The 20944-nt window shown below is 71.9% G+C and carries 23 protein-coding genes; 6 read left to right on the forward strand and 17 right to left on the reverse strand.

Going from position 1 to position 20944, the window contains the following annotated elements; genetic code table 11:
- Positions 1 to 102: 102 nt before the first annotated feature.
- Together H4W80_RS10025 and H4W80_RS10030 are read right to left on the reverse strand one after the other, a co-directional pair.
- Positions 103 to 1071 carry a quinone oxidoreductase family protein gene (locus H4W80_RS10025; RefSeq protein WP_192784835.1) on the reverse strand — a complete coding sequence of 323 codons (969 nt, stop codon included), beginning with the start codon at positions 1069 to 1071 and terminating at the stop codon, positions 103 to 105.
- Positions 1068 to 2540 carry an FAD-dependent monooxygenase gene (locus H4W80_RS10030; RefSeq protein ID WP_192784836.1) on the reverse strand — a complete coding sequence of 491 codons (1473 nt, stop codon included), beginning with the start codon at positions 2538 to 2540 and terminating at the stop codon, positions 1068 to 1070. The genes H4W80_RS10025 and H4W80_RS10030 overlap by 4 nt, the downstream gene beginning before the upstream one ends.
- 476 nt (positions 2541 to 3016) lie before the next feature.
- On the opposite strand from H4W80_RS10030, the gene H4W80_RS10035 reads away from it, so the two are divergent.
- Positions 3017 to 3214: a TetR/AcrR family transcriptional regulator gene (locus tag H4W80_RS10035; RefSeq protein WP_192784837.1), complete on the forward strand. Its 198-nt coding sequence runs from the start codon at positions 3017 to 3019 to the stop codon at positions 3212 to 3214.
- On the opposite strand, the gene H4W80_RS10040 is transcribed toward H4W80_RS10035, so the two are convergent.
- Positions 3198 to 3527 carry a RidA family protein gene (locus H4W80_RS10040; protein ID WP_192784838.1) on the reverse strand — a complete coding sequence of 110 codons (330 nt, stop codon included), beginning with the start codon at positions 3525 to 3527 and terminating at the stop codon, positions 3198 to 3200. The two genes, H4W80_RS10035 and H4W80_RS10040, sit on opposite strands and share 17 nt — an antisense overlap.
- Positions 3528 to 3704: 177 nt before the next feature.
- Between H4W80_RS10040 and H4W80_RS10045 the strand changes: the two genes are divergently transcribed.
- Entirely contained in the window at positions 3705 to 4952 is a 1248-nt protein-coding gene (locus tag H4W80_RS10045; protein WP_192784839.1) for an MFS transporter, read from the forward strand.
- Here H4W80_RS10045 and H4W80_RS10050 read toward each other — a convergent pair.
- The 6 genes from H4W80_RS10050 to H4W80_RS10075 all read right to left on the reverse strand — a co-directional run bounded on the left by H4W80_RS10050 (position 4922) and on the right by H4W80_RS10075 (position 9788).
- Complete coding sequence (locus tag H4W80_RS10050; RefSeq protein WP_192784840.1) at positions 4922 to 5878, reverse strand: NADP-dependent oxidoreductase; 957 nt, start codon at positions 5876 to 5878, stop codon at positions 4922 to 4924. The genes H4W80_RS10045 and H4W80_RS10050 overlap by 31 nt on opposite strands.
- Positions 5879 to 6123: 245 nt before the next feature.
- Entirely contained in the window at positions 6124 to 6813 is a 690-nt protein-coding gene (locus tag H4W80_RS63505) for a winged helix-turn-helix transcriptional regulator (protein ID WP_192784841.1), read from the reverse strand.
- A 9-nt stretch (positions 6814 to 6822) separates the two neighbouring features.
- Positions 6823 to 7530 carry an alpha/beta fold hydrolase gene (locus H4W80_RS10060; protein ID WP_192784842.1) on the reverse strand — a complete coding sequence of 236 codons (708 nt, stop codon included), beginning with the start codon at positions 7528 to 7530 and terminating at the stop codon, positions 6823 to 6825.
- Entirely contained in the window at positions 7527 to 8471 is a 945-nt protein-coding gene (locus tag H4W80_RS10065; RefSeq protein ID WP_192784843.1) for an LLM class flavin-dependent oxidoreductase, read from the reverse strand. Before H4W80_RS10065 ends, H4W80_RS10060 begins: the two co-directional genes overlap by 4 nt.
- Positions 8472 to 8688: 217 nt before the next feature.
- Positions 8689 to 9078, reverse strand: coding sequence for a hypothetical protein (locus H4W80_RS10070; RefSeq protein WP_192784844.1), 390 nt, complete (start codon positions 9076 to 9078; stop codon positions 8689 to 8691).
- Between the two features lie 356 nt (positions 9079 to 9434).
- The gene (locus H4W80_RS10075) at positions 9435 to 9788 is read right to left on the reverse strand and encodes a hypothetical protein (RefSeq protein WP_192784845.1); all 354 of its coding nucleotides are present in this window, start codon (positions 9786 to 9788) and stop codon (positions 9435 to 9437) included.
- A 73-nt stretch (positions 9789 to 9861) separates the two neighbouring features.
- Between H4W80_RS10075 and H4W80_RS10080 the strand changes: the two genes are divergently transcribed.
- A complete protein-coding gene (locus H4W80_RS10080; protein ID WP_192784846.1) occupies positions 9862 to 10641 on the forward strand; it encodes a TetR/AcrR family transcriptional regulator in 780 nt (259 codons plus the stop codon).
- A gap of 72 nt (positions 10642 to 10713) precedes the next feature.
- Here the strand turns inward: H4W80_RS10080 and H4W80_RS10085 are convergent, their stop codons facing one another.
- From H4W80_RS10085 to H4W80_RS10110, 6 genes are read right to left on the reverse strand one after another with little or no spacing between them, the layout of a single operon-like run.
- On the reverse strand, positions 10714 to 12042 hold the full coding sequence (locus H4W80_RS10085; RefSeq protein WP_318786786.1) for a cobyrinic acid a,c-diamide synthase CobB: 1329 nt from the start codon (positions 12040 to 12042) through the stop codon (positions 10714 to 10716).
- Positions 12036 to 12638 (reverse strand): cob(I)yrinic acid a,c-diamide adenosyltransferase, encoded by a 603-nt coding sequence (gene cobO, locus H4W80_RS10090; protein ID WP_192784847.1) that lies wholly within the window; start codon positions 12636 to 12638, stop codon positions 12036 to 12038. The genes H4W80_RS10085 and cobO overlap by 7 nt, the downstream gene beginning before the upstream one ends.
- Before the next feature lie 2 nt (positions 12639 to 12640).
- Positions 12641 to 14857, reverse strand: coding sequence for a VWA domain-containing protein (locus tag H4W80_RS10095; protein ID WP_192784848.1), 2217 nt, complete (start codon positions 14855 to 14857; stop codon positions 12641 to 12643).
- Positions 14854 to 15567 (reverse strand): histidine phosphatase family protein, encoded by a 714-nt coding sequence (locus H4W80_RS10100; protein WP_192784849.1) that lies wholly within the window; start codon positions 15565 to 15567, stop codon positions 14854 to 14856. The genes H4W80_RS10095 and H4W80_RS10100 overlap by 4 nt, the downstream gene beginning before the upstream one ends.
- The gene (locus H4W80_RS10105) at positions 15501 to 16244 is read right to left on the reverse strand and encodes a CbtA family protein (RefSeq protein ID WP_192784850.1); all 744 of its coding nucleotides are present in this window, start codon (positions 16242 to 16244) and stop codon (positions 15501 to 15503) included. Before H4W80_RS10105 ends, H4W80_RS10100 begins: the two co-directional genes overlap by 67 nt.
- A gap of 8 nt (positions 16245 to 16252) precedes the next feature.
- Entirely contained in the window at positions 16253 to 16441 is a 189-nt protein-coding gene (locus H4W80_RS10110) for a CbtB domain-containing protein (protein ID WP_192784851.1), read from the reverse strand.
- A 206-nt stretch (positions 16442 to 16647) separates the two neighbouring features.
- Here H4W80_RS10110 and H4W80_RS10115 point away from each other — a divergent pair, with 206 nt between their 5' ends.
- Together H4W80_RS10115 and H4W80_RS10120 are read left to right on the forward strand one after the other, a co-directional pair.
- Complete coding sequence (locus H4W80_RS10115; RefSeq protein ID WP_192784852.1) at positions 16648 to 16998, forward strand: hypothetical protein; 351 nt, start codon at positions 16648 to 16650, stop codon at positions 16996 to 16998.
- A gap of 59 nt (positions 16999 to 17057) precedes the next feature.
- On the forward strand, positions 17058 to 17792 hold the full coding sequence (locus tag H4W80_RS10120; protein WP_192784853.1) for a dienelactone hydrolase family protein: 735 nt from the start codon (positions 17058 to 17060) through the stop codon (positions 17790 to 17792).
- Positions 17793 to 17831: 39 nt separating this feature from the next.
- Here the strand turns inward: H4W80_RS10120 and H4W80_RS10125 are convergent, their stop codons facing one another.
- Positions 17832 to 19025 carry a cytochrome P450 gene (locus tag H4W80_RS10125; protein ID WP_192784854.1) on the reverse strand — a complete coding sequence of 398 codons (1194 nt, stop codon included), beginning with the start codon at positions 19023 to 19025 and terminating at the stop codon, positions 17832 to 17834.
- 121 nt (positions 19026 to 19146) lie between these two features.
- Positions 19147 to 19629, reverse strand: coding sequence for a GbsR/MarR family transcriptional regulator (locus H4W80_RS10130; protein WP_192784855.1), 483 nt, complete (start codon positions 19627 to 19629; stop codon positions 19147 to 19149).
- Between the two features lie 140 nt (positions 19630 to 19769).
- Here H4W80_RS10130 and H4W80_RS10135 point away from each other — a divergent pair, with 140 nt between their 5' ends.
- Positions 19770 to 20933 (forward strand): cytochrome P450 family protein, encoded by a 1164-nt coding sequence (locus H4W80_RS10135; RefSeq protein WP_192784856.1) that lies wholly within the window; start codon positions 19770 to 19772, stop codon positions 20931 to 20933.
- Positions 20934 to 20944 lie beyond the last annotated feature (11 nt).

The following is a 20944-nucleotide window of genomic DNA, read 5'->3' on the forward strand; positions in this document are numbered from 1 at the left end:
ACGGTTCGAGCGTAGTTGTGCGCGGCGGCCCTTTCAAACCACACCCGGGCCCCGTGCGGGACCTGACCGGAGGCGCTTGTCAGAGGGGCTGGCGCCGCCTGGTCAGGGCAGCAGAACGGTCGCTCCCACCACGTCGCGCTGGTCGATGGCCCGATGTGCCTGCTCGGCTTGTTCGAGGGAGAGCGCCTGCCCGATGGTGACATCGAGCTCGCCGTCGGCCAGGTGCTGCACCAGCTTCCCGACGACCTCCGCCAGGCGGGCCGGCTTCTGCATCTGTCCCGGGAGCCCGTAACCGATGATCGACTGGTTGTTGAACATCAGGGACATGCCGGTGACGGCTGCCGGAGAGCCGCTGGCCGCCCCGAAGCTCACCAGCCGCCCGAACGGCGCCAGGCACTCCAGGCTCTTTGCGGCGATGGTGCCCCCCACGGAGTCGAGCACCACGTCCACGCCCTTCCCGTCCGTGGCGTCGAGCACGTGCTGCGGCCATTTCTCATCGGTGTAGTCGACGGCGACGGCGCCGAGACCGCGGATGTGCCCGAGCTTGTCGGGCCGGCTGGCGGTGCCGATGACCGTGCTCGCACCGTGCAGGCGGGCGAACTGCACAGCCAGGTTGCCCACGCCTCCCGCCGCGGCGTGGATGAGGACGGACTCTCCGGGCTGCAGGCGAGCGGCGTCATGCAGGGTCTGGTACGCCGTCACTCCTTGCACCGGCAGGGCGGTCGCCTCGCGCACATCGACGGTGTCCGGCAGCGGAACGACCGCCGAGGCAGAGGCCAGGGCGTACTCGGCATAACCGTGCTCCACCCAGGCCATCACGCGGGAGCCCAGAGCCGGCGCGCTCACCTCGGCACCGACCGCGGCCACGCTTCCCGCCGCGACGAGTCCCAGGCCCGCGGGAAGAGGCAGGTCGGGCCCGAATCCGCCCTGGCGCTTCATGACGTCGCCGTAGGTCACGCCGGCGGCCTCCACCTTCACCAGGACTTGGCCGGCTCCAGGCTGAGGGACGTCGATCTCGCCCAGGCGCAGCACTTCGGGGCCGCCGACCGCGTGCATCTGGATGGCTTTCATGTGTTCCTCCGTGATCCGAATGTCGTGGTGAGATAGGTGGAAAGGTGGTGAACGTCGCCGCCGAGCAGGGCCAGGTAGCCGTCGGGGCGGACCAGGACGAGCCCGTCGTCCTGGATTCCGCAGCGCTCCCGCGTCCTTGCGTCCGAGATGAGCCGGACGTCGATCAGGTCGTCGAGGTCGCCGAGCACGCTCCGCAGGGTGGGCGGCTCCATGCCGAAGACCAGCAGCGTGTGCTTCCAAGGGTGCTGCAGGCCGATCTCGGGGAATCGATCGCCGACGGCGAGCCGGTCGTCGTTGCTGCCACCCGAGCCGTCGCGATACGACACATCGAGCTGGGTCAACGCCCGCGACAGGGGCTTCTGCACGGCGGGAAGCGGAGTGATGTGCGGCGCCAGGATGCGCCGGGCCGCCGTGGCGATCGGGTTGCTCAGCAGCGTCATGCGGGTCGCCCGACGCGTTCCTTTCACCAGACGTGCCGCGACCGGCGAACGCTCCGCGGCATAGGTGTCCAGCAGGCCGGCGGGCGCCCGGCCCTGGACCACCGCGGCGAGCTTCCAGCCGAGGTTGAAGGCGTCCTGGATGCCGGTGTTCATGCCCTGGCCGCCGACGACGGAATGGACATGGGCAGCGTCACCGGCGAGGAAGACGCGATCGACCGAATGGCGCGCCACCTTGCGCTGGTTGATGCGAAAACGGCCAGACTCCAGGATCTCCACCAGGCGGGTGCCCGGCGGGGAGCAGACGGCCACGGCGGAGCGGACCTCCTCGAACGTCACCTCACCCTGCGGGACGTGGCCCGGCGGGTAGGCGATCGTGATGCGGTGCATGCCGCCGGGCATCGGGAAGTAGGCCACGAACCGGCCCTTGTTGAGAAAGGCGTGGAAGACGTCGTAGGGCACCGGCCAGTCCACCCGGCCGTCGGCCACGGCGAAGTTCTCCTCGAACGCCTCACCGACGAAGGGCACGCCGAGCCGGTGGCGTACGGTGCTGTGCGCGCCGTCGCAACCGATCAGCCACGGGACGTGGGCCTGCTCCGTCGTACCGTCGCCGTGCAGCAACTCGGCCTGGACCTCGCCGGGCCCCTGGGACAGAGCGGTCAGCTCGACCTCGCGCTCGACTTTGACGCCGTAGTCCAGGAGCCTCCGGGTGAGGACCTCCTCCACCCTCGGCTGCGGCGCCATCAGCAGGTACGGGTAGGGCGTGTCCAACCGGCTCACGCTCAGGTCGAGGAACTGCTTGTTCTCGCTGAAGATGTGGAAGTCGGCCACCGGGACCCCCGCGGCGATCGTCGCCTCCGTCAGCTCCAGCCGATCGAACAGCTCCAGCGTCCTCGGCTGAACTCCCAGCGCCCTGGTCTCGGTGGTCGGCGCCGGGAGGGCGTCGATGACGCGTACGTCGATGTGGCGCCTGGCCAGCTCGACCGCCATGGTGAGCCCGGTCGGCCCGGCGCCGACGATCAATACGTCCACGCTTGCCCCTCCGCGTCATCCTGGCACGTGCGTTTCATTGGCTACTCCCCTCGAACCGAACCGAACGGGACGGTTCGAATAGTACGCCGCGCCCGCCCTCTCGCCCAGCTCTTCCACCGCTCCTGGGCCACAACCAGTCATTCGACAGATACGCCATGCCCGCCGGCCGGTTGTGGTGAAGCGGGCTCGTGCCCGGCCAGGCGGCCCCTGCCTCCCCGGCTCAACGCCGGTCACCCGCGACGGATTCGCAGGAGACCAGCACGTCGCCAGCATCCGCTCAAGGCGCTGATCAGAGCAGGCGCACGGCCGAGGACGGATTGTCGGATGGATGAGAAGAACCGGCCGCCCGCCAGGTCTCGTGGCAGACGGTCAGCGGCGTCCAAGCCCGCCGTCGAGGAGATTCTGGAAGCGGCGCGGCGGAGTTCGGAAAGAACGCGCGCGCTGGTCGCCCTGTGGATCCCGCCAGTGCGCAAGCGATGCGCATCCTGCTGAAGGGCGTGTGCTCGGAGGAGAAGCTGCTGGAAGCGGTTCCCGGCATCTTCGCCGACGCCTCGGCCCCGCTCCGGACCGGCGTGCTCCATGCCTCCCTCCTCGGCTTCGTCGTGCTGCGCCACGTGCTCCGGCTCGAACCCCTGGCGTCCATCGACCGCGAGGACCTCATCGAACTGGCCTGACGCCCAGCTTCCAGGCGGCCCGGCCGATCCCCTCCAGCAGCAGGGGCATCTTGTCGAGGGTGTAATCGACGGCATAGATGGTCACCTTCGCCACGTCGCCGAAGGAACCTCCCGCCGCCGCCAGCGCGATGGCGACGTTGAGATAGCACTGCTCGGTCTGAGCGGCGAGGTCACTCTCCCCGACTCTGTTTCCGTCGGCGTCGCGGGCGACCTGACCGGCGACGAAGACCAGCCTCGATCCGGTGGCGACCGGCAACTGCCGGTACGCCTCGCTCTGCGGCACTCCTTCGGGATTGATCAGAGTGACGGCCATACGGACTCCTTCGTCACCTCGGCGTGGCCAAGATCCGGACTAGAGCCCCGCCGAGCACCGGTCACGTTACGGATGCACCCTCACCCATCGCCGGTATCTACTGGTGGCCTGGGGGGTGACCGGAGTGGTTCTGACGACCGATGCGACAGGCGGAGCGGCGCATCACGCTGCTGAGGCATGAGGCGTCCGGAGCCCGGACAACGGGCCCTCCGCCGCCCGGGCCTCATACGAGGCTGGCGCCTGGTCGGCGCACTGGCCGCCACCCAGACGATCGGGTTCGGTGTCCTCTATTACAGCTTCACGGTCGTGCTCCGCTCGATGAGCGAAGAGCAGCACGCCGATGCCTCGCAGCTCTCGCTCGCCTTGACGCTGTCGGTTCTCATCACCGCGATCGGCGCACCGGCCGTGGGCCGGTACCTGGACGTCCACGGTGGCCGGGGGCTCATGACGGCGGGGTCCGTGCTGGGCGCCTTGTCGCTCCTGACCTGGTCGCAGGTGGGCACGGTGGTCCAGCTGTACGTGGTCTTCGCCGCCATCGGCGTCGCCTCGGCCATGGTGCTGTACGAGGCGGCCTTCGCCGTGATCGTCGCCCGCCTTCCGGCAGGGGCCCGCGCCGGGGCGCTGCCGGCGGTGACGGTCGCGGCCGGCTTCGCCTCCTCCATCTTCATGCCGCTGACGGCCCTGCTCGTCCATGCCTGCGGCTGGCGGCAGGCCCTGGTCGTCCTCGCCGCCGTCTACGGCGTGACCGCCATCCCACTGCACGCCATCGCCGTACGCAGGCCACGTCCTGCCGACGCCCCACCGCAGGCGGCGACCGTCCCGCGACCAGGTGATCGGGCCGGGCTGGTCCGCGCCGCCACGCGTCAGGCGGCGTTCTGGTTGCCGGCCACCGCCTTCACCCTGTACAACGCCGCAGTGGCGACCATCTCCATCCTGCTGATCGACTACCTCGTCGGCCTCGGCCACGAGCCACTCCTGGCCGCCGGTGTGGCCGGGCTCCTGGGAGTGCTGTCGGTCACCGGCCGGCTGGTCACCACCGGCCTGCAGCGCCGGCTACCCGTCGCGCTCGTCGCCGCGGTCATCTTCACCCTGCAGGCCGCGGGCGCCGCGGCACTGCCGTTCGTCGGCGCGAGCCGGGCCGGCGCGATCGCCGCCGTGCTGTTGTTCGGGCTCGGCCTCGGAGTGGGCACCATCGCCCGGCCACACCTGCTGACCGGGCGCTACGGCACCACGGCCTACGCCAGCCTGTCCGGCCGGCTCGCTCTGCCCGCCACCCTCGCCAAGGCCGACGCCCCCACCGCTGCCATGGCCATCGCCGGCACGGCCGGATACGGATGGGTGATGGCCGCCGTCACCGTCGCCTGTCTGATCGCGGCGGCGTCACTGACCGCCTTTCATCGCGTGCCCTCGGGGTCGGCCACCTGAAGGACGACCTTGCCCGTGGTCCGCCCCTTGGCCACCAGGTCATGGGCCGCGGCCACCTCCTCCAGCGGGAACTCCCGCTCCACGTGCACCGCGAGCCGGCCCTCGCGATACAGCCGCGACAGCGACTCCAGCCCGGCGGCGTCCGGCTCCACCAGGTACGACAGAGCGCGCACACCGAGCTCGCCGGCCCGCTCGGTCATGCCGGGCGTCCACGCCCCCTGCCCGCTCACCATCAGCCCGCCAGGCCGCAGGCACTCCAGCGTCTGCAGCCCGGTGTCCCCACCGAACATCTGGATGGCGACGTCGACGTCTCGCACCTCCTTCGTCACGTCCACCGCGGTGTAGTCGATCACCTCGTCGGCACCCATCCGGCGGACGAAGTCGTGCTTGGCCGCGCTGGCCGTACCGATCACGTAGGACCCCTGCGCCTTGGCGACCTGCACGGCCAGATGCCCCACTCCCCCGGCCGCCGCGGCCACCAGCACGCGCCGGCCCGGGCCGGCCCCGGCGATGTCGACTGCCATCTGCCACGCCGTCAGGCCAGCCAGCGGCAGAGCGGCCGCCTCGGTGAACGACATCCCCTCCGGCATCAGCGCCAGGTGCCGCGACGGCGCCGTCACGTACTCGGCGTACGCGCCCGCCTCACGAGGGAACCACGGCATGCCGAACACCCGGTCTCCTTCCTTGAACCGGGTGACCCCGTAGCCCACTTCGACCACGATGCCCGACAGGTCCCAGCCATTGATGAAGGGCAGGCTCAGCACCCGGTTGTAGGCCACGCCCATCCGCGTGTAGAAGTCCACCGGGTTGATTCCCGCGGCGACCACCTTGACCAGCACCTCGGTCGGGGCCGGCTTCGGCGCCGGTACGTCGACGACCTCCAGCACCTCCGGGCCGCCCCATTCACGCTGTTGCACCGCACGCATGTTTTCTCCGCAAGTTCGGGATTTCTGCTTGTGACGCTATTACGGAATATGTTCGACGGAATCTGTACGACGACCGGCGCCTTTTCGCCGCTGCGCCACCTCATATCCGCCACAGTGCGGAATGACGAATCGAAAGCGCGCAGTGCGGGCGGGTCCGGTTTTCCCCGGATGACGAAATCCTTTTCCCGGCTGTGAACGCCCATTCTCCGTAACGGCCGGCCCGCTCGCGCGATGCCTGCCCGGGGTCACGAAGGAGAGGACGACTCCGCTGAGCGGGTTCGCTGACGCGGCAGCCGGAACAGGTGGTGGAGCCGGCGCAGGGCGTGCCGGTCGCCGGAGGCGGAGGCGGCGCCGCTGTCGAGCGCTTCGGCGAGCGTCAATCTGCTGGAGGCGAGGTCGCGAAAGGCTCGCCGGCTGCTGGTGATGACCACATCCGGCTGCTGGGCGGGGCCGTGCACGGTTTCGATCGCGCCGTCGTGGACGCGGGCGTGGAAGACTTCCTCCTCCACCCGGAACTCGTAGACGGCCCGCAGGCCTACGGCGGCTTCGGGGTCGAAGCAGGCCTTCAATCCGAGCACGGCCCAGCCGGGGTGGAAGGCCTCCTGTTCACGAGGTTCGTCCATCGCCCACGTCAGCCCCCACCGGGCCAGGGCCAGCACCACGGGCTCGAGGTCGGCCCCGGCCTGGGTGAGGGCATAGGCGGCGGTACGAGCCGGCGGCGGCAAGGTGACCTTGCGCGCCAGTCCCTCACGTTCCAGGTGCTTCAGCCGCGCGGCCAGCAGCCCTGTGCCCAGGCCGCGCAGGCTGTGCTGCAGGTCGCCGAAACGCTTGGGGCCCGTCAGGAGCTCGCGGATCAGCAGCAGGGTCCAGCGATCTCCGACGAGATCGAGTGTGCGCGCAGTCGCGCAGTACTGGTTGTAGGCCCGCTGTTCCACTTCATCATTCTAATGTCTGGCCTTCTCGTTATTGAACTGAGAGGTGTGAATGTCCACAAGAAGCCGCGCCACCTCCTGCGGGTGGGTGCCCATCACATCGTGCGGGCCGTCCAAGGGCAGCGTGCGATAGCCGACCGCCTTCCCGAACTGTTCGAAGGGGAAGGTCGGAGGGTGGCAGTAGATCGCGGTTCCGGGGATCTGATTGACTGCGCCGCTCAGCCGGGTCGCCTCGGTGAAGGTGCGCAGCGGCTGGGGTCGCAGGCGCTGCGCCAGCCGGCGGGCGTCCTCGGGATCGGTGATGCCGAAGCGTTCCGGCTGCGGGGCGGGCACGTGGCGGCCGTCGGCGCGGGCGCGGGCGCCCCTGCTGATCGCGGTGACGAAGGCGTCGGGTGCCAGGCTGAACAGGCTCTCGCCGTCGCCACCGGCCCAGCCGTCGATCATCATGATGTGGCTCACCTGGCCGGGCCGCTGGTCGGCTGCCTGACGGACGACGAGTCCCGCGTAGCTGTGCCCGACCAGCACCACGTCGCCGTCGGCCGCCGCCTCGTCGTCCAGGACGGTGAGGAGTTCCTGGACGTGGGTGTCCAGACCGGCGTCGCCTTCCAGGGTCAGGGTGGGGGTCACCGTTCGTATCCCGGCCTCGTGCAGGAGCGGGGTGACGCGCTCCCATGCCCAGGGTCCGTACCAGGCACCGTGGACGAGGATGAAAGTGGTCATGCTTTTCCTTTCGCGTGCAAGACAGGCAGGACGGTGCCGGCGAATTCCTCCAGAGCCGCGCGGTGGTCATCGGCGGCCAGGCGGATCACCAGGTGACGGGCACCGGCTTCGGCATAGGAGGTGAGCCAGTCGGCGGCCTGGTGAGCCGGGCCGGCGAACATGGCCTGGATGGTTTCGACGGCCTCCAGCGGGGCGTTGTAGTAACGCTCGATGCTCACGCGCAGGCGCTCCCGGGCCTGTCCGGGGTCTTCTCCCAGGCAGAGGGTCGCGTAGAGGGCGGGGGTGACGGCCCGTGTCGCGCTCTGCTGGATGAGGGCCCGTTCCTGCTCGTAGGTCTGCACGTGGGGCGGGTAGGGCAGCCAGCCGTCGGCCAGGCGGGCGACCCGCCGCAGCGCGGGTTCGCCGCCTCCCGCCAGCCAGATCGGGGGGCCGGACGGGTGAACCGGCGTGGGAGCCAGGGTCACGTCATGGAAGGTGATGTCGCGGCCGGCGAAGGAGACCTCTTCGCCGCTCCACAACCGCCGCATCGCTTCGATCGATTGCTCCAGCAGGGCGATGCGGCGCTCGAAGGAGACGCCGATCGCCGCGAACTGGGCCTCGGTGGCGGCATTGGGAAATCCGCCGCCCATGCCGATGATCAGCCGTCCGCCGGAGAGCCGGTCCAGGGTGGCGAGCTGGTGTGCCAGCAGGATCGGATGGCGTAGCGCCGGCAGCAGTACCGCGGTGCCGAGCGTGATCCGGCTGGTGGCGACGGCCGCGCCGGACAGGACGAGCAGCGGGTCGGCGCGGGGCCTCGTCAGCGGGCTCTCGCCGGCCCACACCGAGTCCAGGCCGAGGGCTTCGGCCTGGCGGGCCTGGTCGATGAGCTGCTTCAGATCCTGGTCACCGCGTACGGCGTGGTCCCGTGTCGGGAGCAGGTAACCGACCTTCAGTAGGGCCATGGGCTGCCTCCTGTCCGTGCGGTTCTCCATCTTAAGCAGAGACTTCCTGTTTTTGAAGTAGAAAGTCCTATTTCGAGAAGCGATGACGAGGCATAGGTGCTCGCAGCCACGGGCCGCCACGACCTTGACCGGTCGCCCCGGCAGTGATGCCCGGGACGGCACCGCCCGGCGAGGCCGCCGCTGCCGCCTCGCCCGCAACATGGACAGCGTCCTGGCGTCAACCGCCACGGGCTGGACGACGGCGGGGCGCGGCGTGATGACCAGTTGGGGCGGCCGCCAGGTGCCCCGTGGCGACGGCACCGGCGATCAGCGCCATCGTCAGAGGGCCGACCTCGACGTTCTGTCCCGCGATGAACTTCGCCTTGTCGGCGGCGGAGTCCAGTTCGTCGAACCTGCCGCTGAACGACTTCAGCGACAAAGTCCACGGCTTGCCGATGCCGAAGTCGGCTGCGGCTGCGGCTGCGGCTGCGGCTGCGGCTGCGGCTGCGGCTGCGGCTGCGGCTGCGGTCAGCTCATCGGCGCTTACCCTGCGGGCGAGCGACGCGAGCGCGGTGACGCAGCTCCGGGCGACGTTCATCCGGAAGCTCTGCACGGCAATGCCGGTCAAGCCCGTCTGCTCGAACGGGGCCCCGACGACCGAGCGCTCGGCAGGACAGGCCAGCCGCTCACGGTGCCCACGATCTGCTCCGGTGGTAGCGGCGCGAACAGCACGTTCTCCTCCCGGTGGGGCCGGCGAGCGAGGCCGCCTTCTCCGCAAACGGTCATGGCTCTGCCTTTCATCGGTTGACGCCGGGGCTGTCGGTGAAGACCGCTTGACCCCGGCATTCGGTATCGCGGAACCCGCCATGGACGTCCCGTAACCGTATGAGACGAGCCAGGCGGCCGCCTTCACCCCCGCAGGAAGGGGCCGTCCGGCCTCGCGGTCCGCGCCGGGTTTCTCACCGGCGCCCGTCGGGCTGGAGATCAGCGCACGACGGGGGTGAGGAGCGCCTCGCTCGCGCGGGACAACATCACCTCACCGGTGAAGGTGTGCGTCTCCTCCACTTGGAACTCGGCCAGGCTCAGGCGGATGTCCCTGACTCCCTGCTCCGCCCGCCGACAGGCCTCCTCGGTCTCGAACACCGTCACGGTGACGATCGTGTCGTCTCCCGTGGCGATCGCCTGGTAGCTGACGATACCGGCGGGTACCTGCACCGGGGCGTCAGAAGCGGCGTCGCCTCCGGCGGAGAGTTGATTCGCGAACTGCCTGTTGACCTTGCGCATCAGGTCGTCGATGGAGCCGGTCCCCATGCGGTACCCGCGGATGAACGCGTGCATGCTCGTTCCTTTCCCTTGAGTCATCGTGATACTAGAACTTGTCTTACATTAAAGACAAGTGTAAGTTTCAGGGATGGAGAGCACTGCCTACGTCGAAGAAGTGGCCACGGCCGTACAAGGCCACCTCGCGGAGACCGGGACAGAGGCGAGCGAGTTGACCCTGGAAGACATCGCCGTCGTGATGGGCGTGTCACGCAGCACGCTCATCCGCCGCATCGGCCACCGATCCCACCTTGACGAGATCCTGGCCAGGCAAGGGGCGAAGGTGATCCGCCGATCTGCGCGGGATCGGGCGGTCGAAGCCGCGGCCGGCCTGTACGGCGCGTTCGGGGTCGGCGAAGTGACGCTGGAAATGATCGCCGCCGATGCGGGATGCACCGTGCAGGCGATCCAAGGGCAGCTCGGCGGCCGTGACGGCCTGCTCGCGGCGGTCTTCGACCGCTACAGCCCGATGCCGGGCGTGGAGGAGGTACTGCTCGACCCGCCGGCGGATCTCGAGCCGGCCGCGCGGCTGCTCTACGAGCAGGTGCTCGACGCGCTGATGGGGGAGGCGCGGGTGATGGCCGCGATGTTCGCCGAGATCGTTTCCCGGCCCGGAGGCGCGCTGGCCGTTCACGTACGGGAGAACTACGCGCCCCGATTCGTCGGCCTGATGATGAGTTGGCTGGCGGCACACGTGGATGCGGGTGTGGTGCGCGAACTGCCGGAGAAAACGCTGCTCAGCCAGTTCGCCGGTCCGGTGCTGGCCAGGAGCGTGGCCGCGCTGGCCACGGGCGAGCATCTGGACCCGGCGGCACGCGCACGACTGGCGGCCGATCTGGCGGGGGCGTTCTGCCGGGCCGTGCGGACCTGAGGCGGCCGGCATATACGGCTCCATGCGCAGCGGCGGCCCCGATCATCTCGTCCTGCGCGGCCTGCAGGAGGTCTATCTCAAGACCGAGGGCGACCTGGAGGACGACACCAGCCGCTGAGCCGTCATCGGCTGCCCGGCCCAGTGCAGGTGCAGGTAGGACGCGGTCACCAGGGCGTCGCCGAACCCGTCGGCGCCCCTCTCCCAGCGGAACAGCGGCTCGCCGGCGTACTCGACGGCGGTGCGGTGGAACTCGTGCCCCCGGAAGCGCTCGCCCGGCTCCGTCAGCGGCGAGCGCCTGAGCGCGACCGCGTCCCGGTAGCCGAGCGTCAGCCTCGGCGTCATCCGTGCCCGGCCCGGCACCCGCCCGCACATCCGCCGCCCGTCCAGCTCCTCGCACAGGTAGAGCAGCCCGGCGCACTCGGCGGCGACCGGGCCGCGGAAGGCCGCCACCCGCGCGCGGAGCGGCTCGTTGGCGGCCAGCTCGGCGGCGTACACCTCGGGGAAGCCGCCGCCGATCACGAGCGCCGCGGTCCCGTCCGGCAGCCGCTCGTCCCGCAGCGGGTCGAACACCGCGACGTCCGCCCCGGCCGCCCGCAGCAGCTCGACGTGCTCGGCGTAGCCGAACGTGAACGCCGCCCCGCCCGCCACCGCCACCACCGGCCGGTCCGTCCGCTCCCTTCGCACGGGCTCCCAGGGGACGGCGTCCAGCCGCGGCGCCGACGCCGCCAGCCGGAGCAGCGCGTCGAGGTCGCACGAGCGGGTCACCAGCGCGGCCAGCCGGTCCACCGCGGCCAGCGCATCGGCCTCCCGTTCGGCGGCGGGCACCAGCCCGAGATGCCGCGACGGCGTGGAGACGGCGTCGTCGCGGCGGACCGCGCCCAGCACCGGCACGCCCGCCGCGGCCAGCGCGGAGCGGCACAGCTCCTCGTGCCGGTCGGAGCCCACCCGGTTCAGCACCACCCCGCCCACCCGCACCCGGGGGTCGAACGTGGCGAACCCGTGCACCACCGCCGCCACCGACCTGCTCTGCCGCGCCGCGTCCACCACCAGCACGACCGGCGCGTCCAGCAGCCGGGCCACGTGGGCGGTCGAGGCGAAGTCGGTGTCCCCCTTGCCGTCGAACAGCCCCATCACGCCCTCGACCACCGCCACGTCGCAGCCCGCCGCCCCGTGCAGGAACAGCGGCCGTACGCGCTCCTCGCCCACCAGCCACGGATCCAGGTTGCGGCCGGGACGCCCGGTGGCCAGCGCGTGATAGCCCGGGTCGATGTAGTCGGGGCCCACCTTGTGCGGCGAGACCCGCAGCCCGCGTGCCCGCAGCGCCGCCATCAGCCCCGTGGCCACCGTCGTCTTGCCGCTGCCCGACGAGGGCGCGGCGATGACGAGCCGGGGAACTACCACTCGATGCCTTTCTGCCCCTTCTGCCCGGCGTCCATGGGATGGCGAACCTTGCCCATCTCCGTCACCAGGTCCGCCACCTCGATCAGCCGATCGGGCGCGTCCCTGCCGGTGATCACCACGTGCTGGTTGCCGGGCCGCGCGGCGAGAGCCGCCACCACGTCGTCGAGCTCCAGCCAGCCCCACTTCAGCGGGTACGTGAACTCGTCCAGCACGTAGAACCGGTACGTCTCGGCCGCCAGATCCCGCTTGATCTGCTCCCAGCCTTCGCGGGCGTCGGCCGCGTGGTCCTCCTCGCTGCCCGGCCGCTGGATCCACGACCAGCCCTCGCCCATCTTGTGCCAGGTCACCGAGCCGCCCTCGCCCGTCTCCCCGAGCACCTTCAGCGCCCGCTCCTCGCCGATGCGCCACTTGGCCGACTTCACGAACTGGAACACCCCGACCGGCCAGCCCTGGTTCCAGGCCCGTAGCGCCATCCCGAACGCCGCCGTCGACTTGCCCTTGCCGGGACCGGTGTGCACGATCAGCAGCGGCCGGTTGCGGCGCTGCCGGGTGGTGAGGCCGTCGTCGGGCACGACGGCCGGCTTTCCCTGCGGCATGCTCAGACCGCCTTCCTGTGATCGCGCACGACCGAGCCGAGATCGGCCAGGGAGTCGAGGGAGACGAGGCGCGCCCGCAGCCGGGCCGCCAGCCGGACCGCCAGGCCCAGCCGCACGGGGCCGCTCTCGCAGTCCACGACCACCGCCGCCGTGCCCGCCAGCAGCGCCGCCGCCCGGTCCACGTCGCCGCCCGCCGTGGCGCGCCCGTCCGTCACCAGCACCAGCAGCGGCCGCCGCGCCGGGTCGCGCAGCCGCTCCACGCGCAGCACGTCGGCGGCCCGCGCCAGCCCGGCCGCCAGCGGGGTGCGCCCGCCGGTCGGCAGCGAGCGCAACCGCGCCGCGCCCGCCTCCACCGACGAGGTCGGCGGCAGCGCGACCGCCGCGCCCCGGCCGCGGAAGGTGACCAGGCCGACCTTGTCGCGCCGCTGGTAGGCGTCCAGCAGCAGGCTGAGCACCGCCGTCTTGACCGCGGTCATCCTCTTGCGCGCCGCCATCGAGCCGCTCGCGTCCACCACGAACAGCACGAGGTTGCCCTCCCGGCCCTCGCGCACCACCTCGCGCAGGTCGTCCTCGCGCAGCACCAGCCCGGGGCCGCGGCGTCCGCGCCGCAGCTGGTGGGGCGCGGCGGCCAGGACCGTCGCCGTGACGTGCAGGTCGCGCACGCGTCCGGCGGGGCGGCGCGAGCCGGTGGCCCGGCCGTGCGGGGTGCGCGAGCGCGACCGCCGCCCGGCCGCGCCCTCGCCGACGCCGGGCACCTCCAGCAACGGCACCCGGTACGGCGCCGCCACCCCGGCCACCCGCCCGGCCGCTTCCTCCCCCGGCACTCCGCCCTGCGCCAGCACCGCGCCGTCGTCGGCAGCCAACAGCGATTCCCTGCTTTCGGCGGCCTGTGCGGCATCGTCGACCGCCGGCGGGTATCTGCCGTCCAACGCACGGTCGTGCCGGCGCCCGCGATCCGGCCCGGCCCCGCCTTGAGGCCCGCCGCCCTCGGGCCCGCCTTCGGGCCCGCTTTGGGGCCCGTCTTGAGGCCCGTCTTGGGGTCCGTCTTGGGGTCCGCCGCTCCCGGGTCCGCCGCCTTCAGGACCGCCTTCCGGATCGCCGGGTGGCGGGGGGCCGTCTCCGGCCGACGTGGGCGAGCCGTCCGGGCCGCCAGGTCCGGAAATATCAGGACCTCCGCCGTCGGGATCGTCCGGATCCTCCTCATCCCCCGACGTCCTCGCCAGCAGCTCCTCCAGCAGGGCCTCGTCCAGCCCGGGCGCGTCGAACGGATCGCGCCGCCGCCGGTGCGGCAGCGACAGCCGGGCCGCGGCGCGCACGTCCTCGGTCGTCACCACGTCCCTGCCCTGCCAGGCGGCGTGGGCGATGGCGGTGCTCGCCGTCACCAGGTCGGCCCGCAGGCCGTCCACCTCGAACGCCGCGCACACGGTCGCGATCTGCCGCAACCGCGCGTCGGGCAGCCGCACGCCCGGCACCCGGGTCCGGGCCCGCGCGATCCGGCTCGCCAGCGCCGCCTCCTCGGCCGCCCACCGGGCCGCGAACGCGCCGGGGTCGGCGTCGAAGGCGAGCCGCCTGCGCACCACCTCGGCGCGTTCCGCCGGGTTCCTGGACGCCTTGACCTCGACGGTCAGCCCGAACCTGTCCAGCAGCTGCGGCCGGAGCTCGCCCTCCTCCGGGTTCATGGTGCCGACCAGCAGGAACCTGGCGGCGTGCCGTACCGACACCGACTCGCGCTCCACGTAGCACGTGCCCAGGGCCGCCGCGTCGAGCAGCAGGTCGACGAGGTGGTCGTGGAGGAGGTTCACCTCGTCCACGTAGAGGACGCCGCGGTGGGCGGCGGCCAGCAGGCCGGGCTCGAACGCCTTCACCCCTTCCGTCAGCGCCCGCTCCACGTCCAGCGAGCCGACCAGCCGGTCCTCCGAGGCGCCGACCGGCAGCTCCACCAGCGCGGCGGGGCGCTCCAGCCCCTGGCTCCCGGGTTCGTGCGGCCCGTCCGGGCATCCGGCGTCGGGCGCTGCCGGGTCGCAGGCGAACCGGCAGCCGGGCACCACGTTCACGGCGGGCAGCTGGGCGGCCAGCGCGCGCACGATGGTCGACTTGGCGGTGCCCTTCTCGCCGCGTACGAGCACGCCGCCGGCCCGCGGGGAGACCGCGTTGAGCACCAGCGCCAGCTTCAGGTCGTCGAGCCCGACGACCGCGCTGAAGGGATATGTCACGATCAAATCAGAACCTTCCGGTTGACATGGGCGACCCGCCAGCCGGCGCGCGTGACGGTCAGCTCGGTGACGGACAGCGGCGCGAGATCGAAGCGGGCGGCGCTCAGCGGGTCCAGCCCGAGCGCGTGGCCGAGCGCCGCCCGGATCGTGCCCGCGTCGCAGACGGCGACGACGCCGGGCTCCGCGCGTACGGACTCCAGCCAGGCGGCGACCCGCTCGGCGTGCGCGGCCAGGCTCTCACCGCCGTGCGGGGCCGCGTGCGGGTCGGTCAGCCAGCTCGCCAGCGCGTCCGGCTCCTCCCGCGCGACCCGCTCGTACGGCAGGCCCCGCCACCGGCCGCAATCCACCTCCGCCAGCGCCGGGGCCACCCGAGCCGCCAGCCCGAGCGCGTCGACGGTCTGACGGGCGGCAACACTGGGAGCCACCCACACCACCGCCCCGGCCGCCGACCCGAGCGCAGCTCCGGCCGCCGGCCCTGGCGCCGCCACGGTCCCCGCTCCCACCGCTGACGCGGCCACCGGCCCGGTCGGCGGCCGGGTCAGCGCGGCGGCCCTGGTCAGGCTCGCCGCGTCGGCGTCCTCGCCGGGCGCGGGGAAGCAGGCGGCCCGCATCCCCGGCGTGCTCGCGTGCCGTACGAACAGCACCCCGCTCAGCCCGGCGAGGCGGCGGTCGCCGGGACGCCCGCCGCGCGGCGGGCCGCCCGGTCGCAGGCCCACCCGAACAGCACGCCGAAGGCCGCCCAGAAGACGAGCTGCGTCGCCAGCGACGCGAGCCTGAACTGCCACAACAGCGTGGCGGGGAAACCTTCGGGCACCTCGTTCACGGCCGGCAGCAGGGTCCACGCCGCGATCACCGGAACCAGGAACGCCGCCACCGCCGCGCCCCACCGCGCCCACGGCCCGGCGGTGACGCGGCGCGCGGTGGCCACCGCGATCGCGGTCGCGGCCAGCCCGACGAGGATCGTGACCACGTAGAGCAGGGTGCGGCTGTCGATCGTCTCCGGGTCGCCCACGGCCGGCGGGTTGGCGGGATATTTCACGAACGGCACGAGGATCACCGCCACGAACGCCGTCCCGGCGGCGGCGAGGGCCAGCCCGCCGTCCGACCGGGGGCCGACCCGTCCGCGCAGGCCCGCGTACACGAGGGCGAAGATCCCTCCCACGGCCAGCCCGTACAGGCCCGTGGCCAGGAAGAGCCCGGCCTTCTGTCCCGGCCTGCTGACGAGTGCCTCCTCGCCGTGGTCATGGCCGGGCGCTTCCTGGGCGGCATGGGCCTGCTCCAGCGCGATGGCGCTGTCCACCCCCGGTTCCCCGAAGGCGAAGGCGAAGCCGCCCGCGATCAATCCGGCCAGCAGGCCCAGAAGCAGGCCCCTGACCAGCAGGGTGCGTACCATGCGCGCGCCTAGTGGCAGGGAACGCCGAGCAGGTGGCGTCCGTCGTGCATGAGTTCGTGCAGGTAAGCACCGGTTTGCGAGATGGCCCCGTTGTCCATCAGCACCAGGTAGGCGACCAGCAGCAGCACCGGAACGGCGAGCAGCCACAGCCGCAGACGGGGGAAGGGGATTGCCGAAGGAGTGGACAGACCACTCATACATGCCTCCTCAGGGATGACGCGTCCCGACCAACGAGGTCACGAAAGTCCAAGCGACCTGGCTCCCGGGATCTACGTCCCGGATACAGTGGCGCGTCCGCACCGGCATCTCACCGGATTTCCCTTGGACAACCGTGAAATCTACCGGAATGTATCCCTTCCTCCCGTTCGCGTCAATGACGCGAGCCCCGCGTAGGGCACGGGGGATGCGGCGGCTCCCGCGCGCCGACCGCACCCGGACGATCGTCCTCGTCCTCGCCGGCCTCCTCACCGCGCTGGCGGCGGTGGCGGCGGTCCCGGGCGAGGGCGCGAGCGGCGCCGGGCAGCGGCTGACGCTGGCCGTGACCGCGTTGAGCGTGTCCCGGCTGCTCGGCACGGCGGTCGGCAGGCAGATCGCGGCCGCCCGGGAGGCGGTGGCGGACGCGGTGCGGCTCCTGCCCCACGAGGCGGCCCTCGGCCTCCTCGGCCTGCCCGCGGACCCGGCCACCGACCTGACCCGCGCGGGCGGGCTGCCGGCGCTGATCGCCTGGGCCTGCCTGTCCGTCGCGGCCGGCTAGGCGGGACGCCTGAGGTGTTACGTTACGTTCCTCACTCCTTGATCGGTTGAGGACTGCTGATGAGACAGGACGTACGCGTCCCGCTGCCGGACGGCGGTGCGCTGGAGGCGACGGTGGCGCTGCCGCAGGGGACGGCGCCCGCGGCCGGGTGGCCGGGCGTGGTGGTCCTGCACGAGATCTACGGCATCGAACCGGACATGCTGGACGTGGTGGACCTGTTCGCCGAGCACGGGTACGCGGCCGTCCTCCCGGACCTCTACAGCCACGGCACCAGGGTCGGGTGCCTGTCGCGGGCCATGCACCAGTTCGTGACCGAGAAGCCGGGTCAGCCGGCCGCCGACATCGACGCCACCCGGCAGTGGCTGGCCGGCCGCGACGACGTCGACGGCGGCCGGCTCGGTGTGATCGGCTTCTGCATGGGCGGCGGGTTCGCCCTCGCGTACGCGGCGAGCGCGCCGCCCGGCGTGCGGGCCGCGTCGGTCAACTACGGCGCGGTCCCCCGCGACCAGGAGCGGCTGCGCCCGGTGTGCCCGGTCGTGGGCTCCTACGGCGGCCGCGACCAGGGCTTCGGGCGGCACGGCACGCGGCTGCGGGAGCACATGAAGGCCCTCGGCATCGAGCACGACGTCGAGATCTATCCGGACGCCGGGCACTCCTTCATGACCGACGGCCATCACCCCGTCGCGAAGCTCGCGCTGTTCCCGCTGCGTCACGGCCTCGTCCGCGCGGCGGCGGACGACGCGTGGCGGCGCACGTTCGCCTTCTTCGACAGGTACGTGGCGGGCGGCGAGTAGCGGGAGGCCGCGCGGCCTCCCGCAGGTGGCGTGGCGGGCTCAGACCAGCGGCAGGCGCCGCACGCCGGTCATGGTCGGCATGGGCATGAACACCACGGGGTCCTCCGGATCGGTACGCAGGCGGTCGAACCGGTCGAGCAGGATGTTCAGGGCGACCCGGCCCTCCAGCCGGGCCAGGGGGGCGCCCAGGCAGAAGTGGATGCCGCGGCCGAAGGCGAGATGCGGGTTGGGGTCGCGGCGGGGGTCGAAGACGTCGGGGTCGGCGAACTGCCGGGGATCCCGGTTGGCCGCCCCGATCCAGGTCAGCACCGTCTGATCGGCCGGTATGGTCACGCCGCCGAGCTCGGCCTCGCGGGTGGTGGCGCGGGCGAGCAGGGCGAACGGGGTGAAGAAGCGCAGGGACTCCTCGATGATCGCCGGGATCGCGGCGCGGTCGGCCCGCGCCCGGTCCTGCTGCTCGGGGAAGGCGTCCAGGGCCAGCACCGTGTTGCCGAGCAGCATCGTCGTGGTGACGTGCCCGGCCAGCAGCAGGACGATCGCGAAGTTGACCACCTGCTCGTCGGGCAGGTGTTCGCCGTCCACCTCGGCCTCGACCAGCTTGGTGAGCAGGTCGGCGCGCGGCTGCCGGCGGCGTTCGGCGGCGTGGCCGGCGAGGTAGTCGGACATCTCCCGCCACGACTTCATCGTGGTCTCCCTGTCCTGCTCCCGCCTGTCGAAGAGCTCGTCGAACGAGACCTTGGTGTCCTGCCGGAACAGCGTGTCGGCCCACTGCTTGAACAGCTCGCGATCGCTGCTGGGCACGCCGAGCAGCTCGGCGATGACGATGACCGGGAGCGGGTAGGCCAGGTCGCGCACCAGCTCGAACCCGCCGCGCTCGCGCGCCGCGTCGAGCAGTTCGTGGGTGACGGCGGCGATCCTCGGCTCGAGGTCCGCGACGACCTTGCGGGTGAAGGCGCTGCTGACCAGTTTGCGCAGCTTGCCGTGCTCCGGCGGGTCGATCTGGGTGATGAAGCCGTCCAGTGAGAACCCCTGCGGCTTCTGCTCCTCGGGGGTCACGCGAAGCACGTCGGAGGAGAACGTCGCGGGGTCGCCGAGGACCTCGTGCAGTTCGGGGAAGCCGTAGACGTTCCACATGCCGGAGGCGGCGTGGTGTTCGACCGGCCCGCCCGGTCGCGGGCCGTGCAGCCAGAAGAGCTGTTCGGGGATGTTGTACCGCTCGACGATGTCAGACATCGCCACTCCCTTGATCGTTGGATGATTTCTCGGTTGAGCGGATCGCACGACCCGGCAGGGGACGCGGTGGCGTCGTGCCGGGGTCCTGCGGTGAACGGCACGTGCTCCTCGACGATCGTGTTCATCCGGAGCCCTGATCGTCGTCTTTCAGCCGCTTGCGATACTCCTCCCAGCGCTGGAGCGACTCCTCCGCGTCGCGTATGAGGAAGGCGAAGAACTCCCTGGTCTCCTCCAGCAGTGCCCGCTGGTCGGGGCGCTCGTCGCCGAGGGTCGACAGCCCGAGGCCCAGCGTCTCCGTGATCGGGTCGAGGGCGGCCAGCCGGCTGCGCATGATCTGGGCCCATCCACCGCGAGCGACCTGGTAGCGGTGCTCCCGGCTCGGCGTGGGGACGCGCTCGATCATGCCGCCGGCCTCCAGCTGCCTGGCGACCGTGCTGACCATGGTCTTGCTGACGCCGAGCTCGGCGGCCAGATCGGTGAGCGACTGGTCCGGCGGGTCGCAGATCAGCAGCCACGCGTACAGGCGGCCCATCGTCCGGCCCCCGGCGATGCGCTCCATGACGAGCCCCATCCGGTCGACGAACGCGGTCTCCTTCTGATCCACTTGCCAACTCCGTGACCGTCGTAAAGCACGTACTTGATGAAGTCTACGTCCGCGCCTCGTCCCTCGCGTTGCCGCGCGTTCGCAAGTCGAGATACCTTGAACATCCAGATGATCTGATCATTCGAATTTGAGGAGCGGATATGACCGACGTGCCCGAGATCGACCTGAGCGATCCCGCCGTGCTGGCGGACCCGTTCACCGCGTACACGAGCGCGAGGGAGCGGTCGCCCGTGGCGCGGCTGGTGGCGCCCGGGTTCGGCCCGTTCTGGGCGGTGACCCGGCACGAGGAGGCCAGGGCCATGCTGAGCGACCCCAGGCTGACGACCAACGAGCACAGCTACCAGCGGCCCGACGTGCCGGAGCACTGCCTGCCGTACCTGCGGACCATGTCGGAGATGAACGGCGCCGAGCACGCCCGGCTGCGCCGGCTGGTCGCGCCCGCGTTCACGCCGCGCAGGGCGGCCGAGTTCGGGCCGCGCATCGAGGCGATCGTGGAGCGGCTGCTCGACGAGCTGCCCGCGGAGCCGGATCTGCTGGCGCACTTCGCGACCCCGCTGCCGATCGAGGTGATCTGCGAGCTGGTCGGCATCCCCGTCGCCGACCGTCCCCGGTGGCGCGAGTACGGCGCCGCCATCGTGGCCGGGCACGGCGAGAGCTTCAAGGACGCCATCCCGCGCATCCTCGAGGGCGCCGGCGCCGCGGTCGCCAGAGGCCGCGCGGAGCCGGGCGAGGACCTGATCTCCGACCTGGCCCGCGTCATGGAGGAGGACGGCGACCGGCTCTCCGAGACCGAGCTGATCACCATGGTCTGGACGCTCGTCATGGCCGGCCAGACGCCCACGAACCTCATCGCCAACGCCGTCGCCGCCCTGCTGTCCCACCCCGGCCAGCTCGCCGCGCTGCGGGCCGACCCCGCCCTCATGCCGCGGGCGGTGGAGGAGCTGATGCGCTGGTGCGGGCCGCAGCTGCTGACCATCCCCCGCTTCACCGCGGAGGACATCGAGATCGGCGGCGTGCCCGTCCCCAAGGGCGTGCCGGTCACGGCCTCGATCGCCTCGGCGAACCGCGACCCGCGCGCCTTCGACGAGCCGGACCGGTTCGACCTGCGGCGCGAGCCGTCGGCGCATCTGGGGTTCGCGCACGGGCCGCACTTCTGCGTCGGGGCCTCGCTGGCCCGCGTGCAGACCGGGATCGCGCTCGGCGCGCTGCTGCGCCGTTTCCCCGGCCTGGCGCTCGCCGGCGAGGTGCGGCACATGCCCGACCCCGGCACCTGGCGCCTGACGGCGCTGCCCGTGACCCTGTGAGACAGGACGTG

The sequence above is a fragment of the Nonomuraea angiospora genome (assembly GCF_014873145.1).
Taxonomy (GTDB): domain Bacteria; phylum Actinomycetota; class Actinomycetes; order Streptosporangiales; family Streptosporangiaceae; genus Nonomuraea; species Nonomuraea angiospora.